The following is a 12,929-nucleotide window of genomic DNA, read 5'->3' as shown; positions in this document are numbered from 1 at the left end:
GCGGCGTCCAGATGGCCGCTATGGCCATAGGTTCGGCCATCCTCTCACCGCCACCCGCAAGGATGGGGCCATGCATCGGCTCGCGGCGGTTCCCGGCAGCACCAGCTCCCACGAGGGGCCGGTCTTCATCGAGCAGCCCCCGGCGGCGCTGGTGGTGCTCAGCAGCGCCGACACGGATCTCACCGCCCTGGCCGCGCTGCTCGAGCAGCGCGGCGACCTGTTGGACGGCGGGACGGCCCTCCGGGGACTGAACCTGTCCGCGCTCCAACACCCCGCCGTGGTGGACCACTACATCCGCACCAGCCTGCGGGAGACGCGGATCGTGTTGGTGCGCCTGCTGGGGGGACGCGGTCACTGGAGTTACGGCCTCGAGCAACTGCAGGACTGGGCCCGGGCCCAACCCGATCGGCAGTTGCTGGTGACCGCTGGCACCGCCGATGAAGACGCTCCCCTGGCCTCCCTGAGCACGGTGGCGACGCCCTTGGTGGTGGCCCTGGGTCAGTGCCTGCGTGAAGGCGGGCCCGACAACCTCGCTGCGGTACTCCAGACGCTGGCTGCCCTGTTGCGGGCTGAGGAGGCGAGCCCACCCCAGCCCCAGCCCCTGCCGGATCCCAGCCCGTTCGACTGGCGGCAGGATCCTGGCCCCCGCGTTGGGGTGGTGCTCTATCGCGCCCTGCTGCAGGCCGGTGACCTGCAACTGGCGGAGGCCCTACTGGCGGCCCTGCGCGCACAGGGCCTGGCTCCCCGCGCCGTTTGGGTGAGTGGCCTGCGGCAGGAGGCCGTGCAACGGGGTGTGGCCGATTGGCTGGCCCATGAACAGGTGCAGGCGGTGCTGTGCACCACCTCCTTCGCCTCCGTGCAGTTCGAAGAGGCGGGGCTGGGCGCGCCGCTCTGGGAGCGCCTGGGGGTTCCGGTGCTGCAACTGCTGTGCAGTACCCAGGACCGCTCCAGCTGGCAGGCCAGCAGCATCGGCCTCGCGCCCCTGGACCTCACCCTGCAGGTGGCCATGCCGGAGCTCGATGGCCGCATCACCACCCGGGTGGGTGCCTTCAAGGAAGTGCGTGGCAGCGACGGACGGCTGGCCACCGCGCTGCACCACTACGTTCCTGACCCCGAGCGCCTGGCCTGGGTGGCCCAGCTCACGGCCAACTGGTGCGGGCTGCGGTCCACTCCCCCCGATGAGAGGCGCCTGGCCCTGGTGCTGGCGAACTACCCCACCCGCAACAGTCGGCTGGCCAACGGCGTCGGACTCGACACCCCGGCCAGTGCGGCCCTGATGCTCGGCTGGCTGCAAGAGGCTGGTTACACCCTGGGGCCGGCCCCCTTACCCAGCGATGGGGACGCCCTGATTCAGCTGTTGCTGGCGGGCCGCACCAACGACCCGGAAAGTGGCCACCGCCCGCCGCTCGCCCATCTGCCCCTGGCGGTCTATCAACAGTGGTATGCCCAGCTGCCAGAGCCAGGGCGCCAGCAGCTGGAGCAGCGCTGGGGCCCACCCACCAACGATCCCAGCCTCAGCGCCGCCGGGTTCCCGATTCAGGGGCTGCGCTTCGGGAACCTGTGCCTGTTGATCCAGCCCGAGCGCGGCTACGACCGCGATCCCAGCCTCAGCTACCACGCCCCGGACCTGCCCCCCACCCACCTGTACCTGGCGCAATACCTGTGGCTGCGTGAGGTGCACGGCGTGCAGCTGGTGTGCCATGTGGGCAAGCACGGCAACCTGGAGTGGCTGCCCGGCAAGGGGCTGGGCCTCTCCCAGCAGTGCTACCCCGAATGGGCGCTGGGGCCCATGCCCCACGTCTACCCCTTCATCGTCAACGACCCGGGGGAGGGCTCCCAGGCCAAGCGCCGGGCCCAGGCAGTGATCCTCGATCACCTCACGCCGCCCCTCGGTCGGGCTGGGCTGCATGGGGATCTGCGGGAGCTGGAGGCCTTGATCGACGAATACTGGGAAGCCACCCAGCTGGGTGCCGAGCGCAGTGAGGGACTGCGACAGCAAGTGATCCAGCAGCTGGCGGAGCTGCAGCTACCCGATCTCCTCTCGGGCTCAGAGGGCAGCGATCCCCTCGATGCCGCCGATGGCTACCTGTGTGAGCTGAAGGAAGCCCAGATCCGCACGGGTCTCCACCGTTTCGGACTGTTGCCGGAGCGGCCCGCCCTGGCGGAACTGTTGCTCTGCCTGGCCCGGCCGCCGGTGGCTGGCCAGCTGGGTCTCACCCAGGCCCTGGCCGTGGACGCGCAGCTCAGCATGGATCCCTGGGCTGACCCCGAAGAGGTAGCGCTAACGCCCGAAGACCTGCCGCGCCTCCAGCAGCTGGGCGTGGTGGGGGCGCGGCAGGTGGGGCACGGCGTTGCCTGGTTGGAGCAACAGGGTTTGGAGCTCTGTGGCCAGCTGCTCAGCGATGGAAAACCGGTGGCGCCAGGACCGGCCACCGCCGCTGTGCTGGAGCGCCTGCACCACACCCTGGTGCCGAACCTACTGCGCTGCGGCGATGCCGAACGCGCCTCGTTTCTGGCGGCCCTGGCTGGGGATCGCATCGCAGCGGGACCGTCTGGGGCCCCCACCCGGGGCCGCCCCGATTTGCTGCCCACAGGACGCAATTTCTACAGCGTGGACCTGCGGGGACTACCCACCGAGGCGGCCTGGGATCTGGGGCGGCGCAGCGCCGAACTGTTACTTGAGCTGCATCTACAGGAGCAGGGCGAACACCTGCGCCACCTGGCCCTCTCGGTGTGGGGCACGGCCACCATGCGCAATGGCGGCGAAGACATCGGCCAGGCCCTTGCCCTTCTCGGGGTGCGGCCGGTGTGGGATGGCCCCAGCCGCCGCCTGGTGGATCTGGAGCTGATCCCCCTGGGCAGCCTCGGCCGGCCGCGGGTGGATGTGACCCTGCGCATCTCGGGCCTGTTCCGCGATGCCTTCCCCCAGCTCGTGGCCTGGATGAACCAGGCCACAGCTCTGGTGGCCGCTGCGGATGAAACCAGCGAGGACAACCCCCTGGCAGCGGCGGCTCGCCAAGAGGGCCACAGTTACCGCGTCTATGGCTCAGCGCCCGGCGCCTATGGCGCGGGCTTGCAGGGCCTGATCGACAGCGGCCAGTGGGAGCAGCGCGCTGACCTGGGGGAGGCCTACCTCAACTGGAGTGGCTGGCGCTACGAGGGACTTGGATCCGGTGATGGGCGCCTAGACAGTCAGGCAGATCGCCGCGGGCTGGAGCAGCGGCTGGGCCAGGTGCAGGTGGTGCTCCACAACCAGGACAACCGCGAGCACGATCTGCTCGATTCCGATGATTACTACCAATTTCAGGGGGGCCTGAGTGCGGCGGTGGAATCCCTCACCGGCCAGGCTCCCCAGCTGTGGTTTGGCGACCATTCCCGCGCGCAGCGGCCCCGCCTGCATCGGCTGGAGCGGGAATTCGACAAGGTGCTGCGCTCCCGCGTCCTGAACCCCCGCTGGATCGAGGGGATGCAGCAGCACGGCTACAAGGGTGGCTTCGAGATGGCCGCCAGCCTCGACTATCTCTTCGCCTATGACGCCAGCACTGGGCGCGTGCCCGACTGGAGCTATGGGGCCATCACCGATGGCTGGCTGCTCGATCCCAGCGTGCAGGCCTTCCTCCGGCGCGCCAATCCCTGGGCCCTCCGGGACATGGCGGAGCGGCTACTGGAGGCCCACAACCGAGGCCTTTGGGAGGGAGCACAAAACAACCAGCTGGAGATGTTGCGCCAGCTGGTTCTGGAGGCCGAAGCGGTGGTGGAGAGCTAAGCCCCTTGCGGCTGCTCAGCTGCTCAGATCCTTGGCCCAGGCCTTGAAGGCGTCAATGTCACCGGGCTTGGAGGCCTGCTGACTGATCTGGGGTTGCCCCTGCGTGGAAGCAGCCGCGTCCTTCTCCTTCTTGATGGCGGCAGGGCCCCCGGGCACATTCACGCCCACGGCGGATCCCTTCATGCGATCTTCGAGTTCGGCCTTGCTCATCTGCTCGGCGAAGGTCTTCTTCACCGGCTTGGGCACACCGCCCGTGAGGTTGATCTCGGCCATGGCCTCTTCCGTTCCAGGCAAGCCGGGGCTACGCCGCTCGGTGCGAGCTTCCATCGACGCCACCTCGTCCACGATCTCCTTCATGCCAGGGCTGCTGGCGGTACCGGGGAAGGTGCGGCGGATGGTGTTCGAGCGCCGCATGAACTCCACGTTGCCCATGCTGCTGGAGGAGTCGGCATCCAGGAAGAAGGCCTCCTGCTTTGGGGCGGGCTTGGCGGGCGTGTTGCCGCCGGTGTCGGACTTCGAACCGAGCAGACGATCGAACAGGCCCATCGGCGTGGAGCGGAAAAGCTGCCAAAACCTTAGCGGCCACTGAGGTGCAGGCCATGGGTATCCGTGCCGCAACTACGCAAAAGTCCGAGATTGTCCAGCTGGCTGGCAATGGCTTCACACACCAGAGGCGAGGGCGCCCACTGCGGCTGCATGGCGTAGTCGTAGTAGGCCTCGGCCCCATCAAAACCCAGCAGCGCCGCTGCCTCGATCAGCCGCTGGAAGGGCAGCCGGTAGCGGGCGGGATGGGCCAACAGGGCCAGGCCGCCCGCACCATGAATCCGACGGCACACCTCCTGGGCCCGCAGGGCAGCACCCACGGGAGCGCTCCCCTGGCAGTAGGGCTCCAGATCGGCATGGCCGGCTTCAAAGCCGAGGGCGAGCACATGCACCAGGCAGCCCTCCAGCAGGCAACTGATCTCCACGCCGGCCCACAGTTGCGGTACCCGGCGGCCCTGCCCGGCCTGCTGTGCCAGCCAGGCCTGCAGGGGTTGGATGGCCTGAACGCTGTGGTGGTCGGTGACGGCGAAGTGGCGCAGCCCCAGGGCCACCGCCTGCTCGCCCAACTCCTTCGGCCGCAGGCTGCCATCACTGCAGATGGTGTGGCAGTGAAAGTTGAGCTCACCCGGGCAGCTGCCGGCGTGAACGCCAGCCAACACCTCCCGCAGGGCCTCAGCTGGCACCGGCTGCGGCCTCCCGTTCTGCCCGCAGGCGCCGCCAGCGGGCATAGAACTGAATCGAAGCAGCCATGAACACCACCAGGGCCACGATGAACCACGTGGCGGCACCGGTGGGGAACTGGTTCTTGAACACCACCAACATCACCACCACCACGAGCAACAAGGTGGGGAGTTCATTGAGGGCCCGCAATTGCTTGGGGCTCCAGCCACAGGTTCCCGCCTGCAACTGCCCCATGAGGCGATAACAAAAAGCGTGATAAGCCAGCAGGGCGGCCACAAACCCCAACTTGGCGTGCATCCAACCCTGGTGGAGCCAGGCGGGGTTGACGCTCAGCAGGCCTACGGCACACACCACGGCAACGGCCATGCCCGGAGTCGTGATGATGTTGGCCAGGCGCTTCTCCATCAAGCCGTATTGGGCCTGAAACGCCTCGCGCAGGGGGGAGGCGAGCTCCTCAGCCTCACGGTGATAGATGAAGAGCCGCACGAGGTAGAAGAGGCCGGCAAACCACACCACCACCCCCACGATGTGGAGCGTCTTGAACCAGAGGTAGGCCTCGGGGGGCAGGGCCGCCAGGGTCATCACCGACCAGAGCCAAACAGGCCATCAAGGTAAAGCTCGCACCCGCCGGACGGGTTAGGTCGGGGGGGCGAGCATGGCGGCACGGTGGATAGCCGCGGCGTGTCGTACAGCCTCCAACTCCTCCGCTGGCAGCTTCTGCAACTGCTTCAGCACCAGGGCCATGCGGGGGTTCCCCCGCAGCTCAGGCTCGTGGCGAGCCAGGAAATCCCAGTAGAGGCTGTTGAAGGGACAGGCGTCCGCCCCGCTGCGCTGCTTCGGGTCATAGCGGCAGTTCTGGCAGTAGGTGCTCATGCGGCGGATGTAATTGCCGCTGGCGGCGTAGGGCTTGCTAGCCAGGCGGCCGCCGTCGGCATAGACACCCATGCCCAGCACATTGGTCTGCATCACCCAATCGAAGCCATCGATGAAGGAAGCGTGGAACCAGGCGGTGAGGGCCTGGGGATCCAGGCCGGCCAGCAGTCCGTAATTGGCCAGCACCATCAGGCGCTGGATGTGATGGGCATAGCCGCGACCCCGCACCTCCCCAAGCACCGTGTCCAGACAGGCCAAGCCACTGCCCCCCAGCTGCTCGAACCACGGCGGCAGGGGCTGACTGGCCCTGAAGTGATTCAGTTGCCCGTACCCGGGGCCAAACCAGTGATAAAGGCCATGGGTGTACTCCCGCCACCCGAGTAGCTGGCGGATCACGCCCTCCAGGCTGGCTAGGGGCACCTGGAGTTCCAGACCGGCTTGCTCCAGCCGGCAGATCACCTCCAGGGGGTGCAGCAAGCCGATGTTCAGATAGGGCGACAGCAGGGCATGCCAGAGGGTGGGTTCACCGGTCACCATGGCGTCCTGGTAGGGACCAAAACCGGCCAGGCGGGTGGCGATGAAGTGGTCCAGCACCTGCAGGGCCTCGCGGCGGCTGACGCCCCAGCCAAACGGTTCCAGATCCCCAGGCAGGGAAGCCAAGCCCTGGGCCTGTCTGGCGTGATTGAGCTGGCGCACCTTCTCGATCACGGCACCGGTGATGCCATCGGGCTGAAACCAGAGGGGATCCGGTCCGCGCAGGCCCTTGGGTGGTGATTTGCGGTTGTCGTGGTCGTAATTCCATTGGCCACCGAGCGGTGCAAGGCCCGTGCCATCGGGCTGCATCAGAACCCCAAAGCGGCGACGGCCTTCGCGATAGAACAACTCCATCCGCAGCTGCTTGTAGCCCGAGGCCCAGGCAGCAAAGTCCTCCCGGCTCCAGAGAAACGCATTGCTTGGTAGCCACACCAGCGGGACAGGGAAGTGCAGGCGTTCGATGGCTGCGCGAAAGCCGCGATCCTCCGGTTCCATGATTCGGAGTTCTGTGATCTGATGGCTGGCTAGCCAGTTCGGCAAGACATCAGAAAAACAATCCGATTCGTGATAGTCCACGCGCCAGCCATGCGCGCCGAGATCAGCGGCAAAATGGCGCATCGCACTCCACACCAGCACAAGCTTCTGCTGGTGGTAGGCACGGTTGGACAGCACAGAGTTGCTCTCCACCAGCAACACCCGACTGTCCTCAGGCGAGGAGGAGCACAACGCCGCCTGGGATGCACTCAGCTGATCTCCCAGGACCCAGATCCCGATGGTCATGGGGTCAGAGAGCTGGAAGACAGACCGGACATAGGGTGCAACTCACGCAGCAGAGAGCTGGCAAGCCTTGCGAGCAATCGCTCGCACATGTCCCCGTTCCACCGGACCGCTGGCCGGACTCAGATGGCCGTCACGACAGTCCACAACAGTGCGTTCGTGATGACCTCGTTGATCGGTGACCCGCATGTGCAGCAGAAATGCATGGTTGGTGCCCCTCCGGATCTGGTCTGCACAGACCGGGCCAATGCACAACCCTGGAGAGGCCAACACAGGAGTCACTCCTGCCAGGAGCAGAACCATCCCCAAGGTGAGACCAAGGCACCGGAGCAGCAGCCCGCGTATCGCCATTATCCGACTCGCTCCAGGGGGCGTTCATTCTCCTGGGCGGTGACCGCCGCTGTGCCCAGATCTGCTGCTTCATCGCCATCGGCCTCAGGGTGGAAGTAGGCCCACACCACCTTGGCCAGCCCCGGACCCATGCCGGGAGCGGCCGCTAGGGCCGCCACGCTCGCTAGCTGGATGGCATCGATCGAGCGGAAATGGGCCAGCAACTCCTTGATCCGCTTGGGGCCAAGGCCGGGAATGTCCGACAGGCGTGAGCGCTTCATCCGTTCGCCCCGCTGCTGGCGGTGAAAACTCACCGCAAACCGGTGGGCCTCATCCCGCAAGCGACGCAACAACTGCACCCCCAGCTGTTCCGGCTCGCTCTCCAGGGGCTGCTTGGCGCCTGGTACAAACACCTCCTCCCGCTGCTTGGCCAAGGAGCACACCACCAGCTCCTCATCCAGATTGAGCTCCCGTAGGGCCTCCATCACAGCCGAGAGCTGGCCCTTGCCGCCGTCGATCATCACCACATCCGGCCAGTCATTGAGGCCACCCGTATGCAGGGCGCTGCCTGCAGCCCGCCGCAGGGCGCGCAGATCGGCTCCCTCCGCCTTGGCCTGGGCCCAGCGGCGGAATCGCCGGCGCATGATTTCCGCCATGGCCATGAAGTCGTCGGAGTGGCCAGCGTGGATGGAGCTGCTCTGGATCTTGTATTTGCGGTAGTGCTGCTTGGCCGGCAACCCATCGATGAACACCACCTGGGAGGCCACCGCATCACTGCCCTGGATGTGGCTGATGTCGTAGCCCTCGATGCGCCGAGGAGGAGAGGAGAGTTCGAGCATTTGGGCCAGGTCTTCCGTGGCCAAGAGGTTCTGTTCACTGGCCCGCTGGGCCCGCTGCAATTCATAGCTGGCGTTGCGTTCCACCAGCTCCACCAGATCGGCTTTCTGGGAGCGCTGGGGCACCGCCAATCGCACCTTGCGGCCCCGCAGGTCGCTGAGCCAGTCCTCGATCAGGCTCTGCTGGGGTAGGGGATGCTGCACCAGCAACTCCGGTGGGATTTCCACCCCTTCCACCTGGCTGTAGTGCTCCTCAATCACCCGTTGCAGGATCAGGCCCAGGCCCTGCTGCAGTTCAGGACTCGCCGGCAAGTCTCCGCCCGCACCCATCTGCGCAGCGGGCAGCCCCAGGGAATCGGCCGTGTAGCCCAGGCGCCCCACCAGCTTGCCGGCCCGCATCTGGAACAGCTGCACGGCGGCCACCCGCTCGTCGGCCGCGAGGGCGATCACATCGCGGCTCACGGAGCTATCGCCCAGGCTCATTTTCTGGTCGGCCGTGAGGGCATCCAGACCCTGCAACTGGTCGCGCACCCGGGCGGCACTCTCGTAATCAAGCCGCTCGGCATAGCGCTGCATCTGATCCCGCAGCAACTCCAACAACTCATCGTTGCGCCCCTGGAACACCATCGCCACCTGCCGCAGGGTCTGGTGATAGGCCTCCGAACTGATCTTCTCCTGGCAGACCCCTGGACAACGGCCGATGTCGTAGTTGAGGCAGGTGCGCTCGCGATACAGCGGCTGGGGCCGCTGGCGCAAAGGAAACACCCGTTTCACCAGGCCAAGGGTGCGCCGCAACAACCCCACATCCACGTAGGGGCCGTAAAATCGGTCCAGGGGTGAGCGAAAACGCCGCCGCCGCGTGATGAAGATGCGCGGGTAGGCCTCACTCCAGGTGATGCAGAGGTAGGGGTATTTCTTGTCGTCCTTCAGCAACACGTTGAAGTGGGGCTGATGGTTTTTGATCAGGTTGGCCTCCAGGGCCAGGGCCTCCGCCTCGCTGTCGGTGACGATGAATTCGATCTCGCACACCTGCCGCACCATCAGGGCGATGCGCGGGCTGTGACCATGGCCGCTGCCGCTCTGGAAGTAGCTGCGCACCCGTTGGCGCAACACCTTGGCTTTGCCGATGTAGAGGATGCGGTCCTCGCCATCGCGCATCAGATAACAGCCCGGCTCCGAGGGAATCTCCTTGAGCCGGGCCTTGAGACGGTCCGCTTGTTGCAGCAGGGGGCGCTGGCTGGCCCCCGCGGGCTCCGGCAGGGTCACTCAGCCGCCGTATTGCCAGCCGGTGCTGCTGAGTTCCAGAGCTGCTGCATCACGGTGGAGGGTGGCAGATTTCACCTCGCCGACGAACACGGTGTGATCGCCTGCGGCCACCTCACCCACCAGCTCACACTCCACGGCCCCAAGGGCATCGTTGAGGATCGGTAGCCCGAGCTCCCCCAGGCTGAACGGAGCGGCGTCGAAGCGCCCCCCGATGGCCTTCTGGGGCTTGAAGAACACCGCAGCCAAATCCTTCTGGTCTGCCGCAAGCACATTCAAGGCGAACTTGCGGGTGCGCTGAATGATGGCGTTGCTGGTGCTGTCGGCGCGCACGGCCATCACCACCAGGGGCGGCTCGAAGGAGCCCTGGGTCACCCAGCTGGCGGTGAAGCCATTCACCTCATCCCCCTCGGCGACACCGCAGATGAAAACGCCGTGGGGGATCTTGCGCAGGAGGGTCTTCTTGGCTTCGGCGTTCAGGGCCATGGTGGCGCTCTCGGGGCTGGAGCTGACTCTAGAAACCCCATCCCCCGCGGAGCAGGCCTCCATAGGATCCAGCGGCCCCGGACATCCCTACAGGGGGAGCGGCAATGAAGGCTCTCTATCCCGGCAGCTTCGATCCGCTCACGCTCGGGCACCTGGACCTGATCGAGCGGGCCTCCCAGCTGTTTGATGGGCTGGTGGTGGCGGTGCTGCAGAACCCCAGCAAGAACCCCTGCTTCACCGTGGACCAACGGCTGGAGCAGATCCGCAAGGCCACGGCCCATCTCCCCGCCGTGGAGGTGGCTGGTTTCGACGGTTTGACTGTGGACTTCGCCAGAGCCACCGGAGCCGGTGTGATCCTGAGGGGCCTGCGGGCCATGAGCGACTTTGAGTTCGAACTCCAGATCGCCCACACCAACAAGAGCCTGGCGCCCCAGCTGGAAACCCTGTTCATGGCCACGGCCACGGCCCACAGCTTCCTGAGCAGCTCCGTGGTGAAGGAAGTGGCCCGGTTTGGAGGTCCTGTGGCCCACATGGTGCCGCCGGGAGTGGCCAAGGATCTGGCCAGGCTCTTTAATCGGACATCCCCCGACCAGGTGTGATGACCGAGGCGCAGCTCACCTCCGTGCTGGATCAACTGGATCAGCTCGAAGAGATCGTGCTGGATGGCACTCGGGTGCCGTTCAGCGGTGGCCGTCTCGTGAACGAACAGGATGCCATCGAGGCGATGGATGCGGTGCGAGAAGCCCTGCCGTCCCAGCTTGCCAAGGCAGAGGATCTGGTTCGTCAGAAGGAGGAGTTCATCGGCCAGGCCCGCCAGCAGGCGGAGGACATCCTCAACCAGGCCCGCCAGCAACGGGAACAGCTGATCAATAGCCAGTCGATCCGCCAGGAGGCCGAGCGCCAGGTGGCGGAATTGCGGGACCAGGCCCGCCAGCAGTGCGAGCAGATGATTGGCCAGGCCCGCCAGCAGGTGGCCAAGACGGAGCAGGAGCATCAGGCGCGTCTGGCCCAGATGGAACAGCAGTTCGGCCAACGCCGACAGCAGCTGGAGCAGGAATCTCTGCAGCGCCGCCAGCAACTCGATCAGGAAGCCAGCGAACGCAGGCGCCAGCTCGCCGAGCAGCATGAACAGGCCCGCCAGCAAAGCCTGGTGGAACTGGAACAGATCCGCCAGGAATCCCTGCGCATTCAGCAGACCAGCCAGGCGGAGGCCGAGCGTCTGCACGCTGATGCCCTGCAATTCCGCCAGCAGACTCAGCAGCAGTGTGAAGCCCTGATCAGTCGTTCCCGCCAGGAGTCGGCCACGATCCAGGAGGGAGCCAACCGCTACGCCGAGCAGGTTCTGGGGGAGCTGGAAGGTCGTCTGCAGGACATGGGCAAGGTGGTGGTGGCCGGCCGCCGCGAGCTGGTGCGCCTGCAATCGGTGGATCCCACCGCACTGGTGCACTCCAACACTCCTGCCGAGGCTGCTGCCGTGCCCATCAGCCGGGCCCGGCGTGCCGCTGAGCGGCTGCGCCAGGCCACAGTCGGTCGGGGCTGATCAGTTGGCGGGGCAGAGCCCCGCCAACTGGCTCTGGCGCAGGATGGCCCCGATCGTTGTGTTGGGGGAGCTGGCTCCGTTGGACACCATGCTCACGAAACGGGGGCCTTCCGGGGTTTCGAGAATCCCGCTGATGGAGCGCACGCCCGAGATGGTTCCCGTCTTGCCGCGGAACCGCCCCTCGAGGTTGGTGCCGCGGTAAAGATTTCGCAAAGTGCCACGCTGGCCAGCAATCGCCATCGAAGCGGTGTAGTTGGCGGCGTAGGGATGCTGCGACATGCGCAGCAACAAGGCCGTGAGGAACCGGCTGGTGACCCGGTTGCCGCGATCAAGACCACTGCCATCCACGACAGAAACACCAGCCATGGGCAGGCCCTGGCTGGCGAGCCATTGCATGGTCACCTGCCGGGCCTGGGCCAAGTCCCAGCTGCCAGCTCCCTGGCGCAGCAGCACCTCCGAGGTGAAGTTGTGGCTATCCGTGTTGGCAAGGCTCAGCAGGCCGTGCATGCCCACGGAGCGTTCCTCGTGGAGCAACGCACCGTTGGCGTTGGGTTGCAGGTCTGCGGAAACCAGGCTGATGCTGGCGCTGCCCCCCTGACGGGCAATTTCCTGACTCAACAGGCGCTGCAAGCGGCTGGGAGGGTTGGGCACGGCCATGTCCAACGCATTGCTCGTCAGGGCCAGGCGGGTGATAGGGGCGCCATAGGCCTCGGCACGATCGGCCCAGTGCCAGCCCTGGGGCCACCAGCGCTGGGCGGGCTCCTCCGCCAACTGAATCCGCACGGGGCCAGGGGCGTCGCCCGGACCACCACCGGAACCAAGCGCCAATTGGGCGAAGCGCTTGAGCTGGACCAGGTCGAGATCGGGGTCACCCTCACCGGTGATGCGCAGGCTGCCATCGGGCTGACGCCAAAGCCGGGTGGTGAGGCGGTAATCAGGGCCCAGGCGATCCAGGGCGATGGCGGTGCTGATCAGCTTCTGATTGGATGCGGGAATGCGCGGGCGCTGGCCGTTGATGTCCGCTAGCAACCGTCCGCTGCCGTCGGCCACGCTCACGCTCCACACCGCCAATTCGGCTCCCACCAGGCTGGTGAGCCGTTGCTGCAGAGCTGGGCAGCTCACGATGGACTGCAACAGGGGCAGACCAACGGGCGGGGGTGCGGCCGGTAGGGAGGTGGCCGTGATCGTAGGGATCTGCGGATCCCACGCCTGAGCCAGGGCTGGCGCTACTGGGGAGGCACACAGGCCCAACCCCAGGCCAAGGGCCAGGTGTGCACGGTGGATCAGCGGGGAGCTCATC

Annotated in this window: 10 protein-coding genes; 3 read left to right on the top strand and 7 right to left on the bottom strand. The window is 66.5% G+C overall.

All coding sequences use genetic code 11. The annotated features are described in order from the left end of the window. Nucleotides 1-70 precede the first annotated feature (70 nt). On the top strand, nt 71-3,766 hold the full coding sequence (gene cobN / locus KBZ14_RS10060) for a cobaltochelatase subunit CobN (protein ID WP_255118198.1): 3,696 nt from the start codon (nt 71-73) through the stop codon (nt 3,764-3,766). 15 nt (nt 3,767-3,781) lie between these two features. Here the strand turns inward: cobN and KBZ14_RS10055 are convergent, their stop codons facing one another. From KBZ14_RS10055 to KBZ14_RS10030, 6 genes are all read right to left on the bottom strand, one after another. Beyond that, entirely contained in the window at nt 3,782-4,312 is a 531-nt protein-coding gene (locus tag KBZ14_RS10055; protein ID WP_255118197.1) for a hypothetical protein, read from the bottom strand. Between the two features lie 29 nt (nt 4,313-4,341). Beyond that, nucleotides 4,342-5,037, bottom strand: coding sequence for a PHP domain-containing protein (locus tag KBZ14_RS10050; RefSeq protein WP_261348993.1), 696 nt, complete (start codon nt 5,035-5,037; stop codon nt 4,342-4,344). Beyond that, nucleotides 4,982-5,572: a protoporphyrinogen oxidase HemJ gene (gene hemJ, locus KBZ14_RS10045; RefSeq protein WP_255118195.1), complete on the bottom strand. Its 591-nt coding sequence runs from the start codon at nt 5,570-5,572 to the stop codon at nt 4,982-4,984. The genes KBZ14_RS10050 and hemJ overlap by 56 nt, the downstream gene beginning before the upstream one ends. Nucleotides 5,573-5,626: 54 nt before the next feature. Further along, the gene (locus KBZ14_RS10040) at nt 5,627-7,177 is read right to left on the bottom strand and encodes a cryptochrome/photolyase family protein (RefSeq protein WP_255118194.1); all 1,551 of its coding nucleotides are present in this window, start codon (nt 7,175-7,177) and stop codon (nt 5,627-5,629) included. Between the two features lie 347 nt (nt 7,178-7,524). Next, complete coding sequence (uvrC, locus tag KBZ14_RS10035) at nt 7,525-9,606, bottom strand: excinuclease ABC subunit UvrC (RefSeq protein WP_255118193.1); 2,082 nt, start codon at nt 9,604-9,606, stop codon at nt 7,525-7,527. After that, nucleotides 9,607-10,089, bottom strand: a complete 483-nt coding sequence (locus KBZ14_RS10030; RefSeq protein WP_255118192.1) for a flavin reductase family protein — start codon at nt 10,087-10,089, stop codon at nt 9,607-9,609. A 104-nt stretch (nt 10,090-10,193) separates the two neighbouring features. Between KBZ14_RS10030 and coaD the strand changes: the two genes are divergently transcribed. Together coaD and KBZ14_RS10020 are read left to right on the top strand one after the other, a co-directional pair. Beyond that, the gene (gene coaD / locus KBZ14_RS10025; protein ID WP_255118191.1) at nt 10,194-10,688 is read left to right on the top strand and encodes a pantetheine-phosphate adenylyltransferase; all 495 of its coding nucleotides are present in this window, start codon (nt 10,194-10,196) and stop codon (nt 10,686-10,688) included. Further along, entirely contained in the window at nt 10,688-11,629 is a 942-nt protein-coding gene (locus tag KBZ14_RS10020; RefSeq protein ID WP_255118190.1) for a coiled-coil domain-containing protein, read from the top strand. Before coaD ends, KBZ14_RS10020 begins: the two co-directional genes overlap by 1 nt. Here the strand turns inward: KBZ14_RS10020 and KBZ14_RS10015 are convergent, their stop codons facing one another. Further along, nucleotides 11,630-12,928 (bottom strand): D-alanyl-D-alanine carboxypeptidase/D-alanyl-D-alanine-endopeptidase, encoded by a 1,299-nt coding sequence (locus KBZ14_RS10015; RefSeq protein ID WP_255118189.1) that lies wholly within the window; start codon nt 12,926-12,928, stop codon nt 11,630-11,632. Nucleotide 12,929: the final 1 nt, after the last annotated feature.

Origin of the sequence: Synechococcus sp. HJ21-Hayes (assembly GCF_024345835.1) — a bacterium.
Taxonomy (GTDB): domain Bacteria; phylum Cyanobacteriota; class Cyanobacteriia; order PCC-6307; family Cyanobiaceae; genus Vulcanococcus.
Note: the sequence above shows the minus strand (reverse complement) of the source record. Positions and strands in the feature narration are given on the sequence as shown.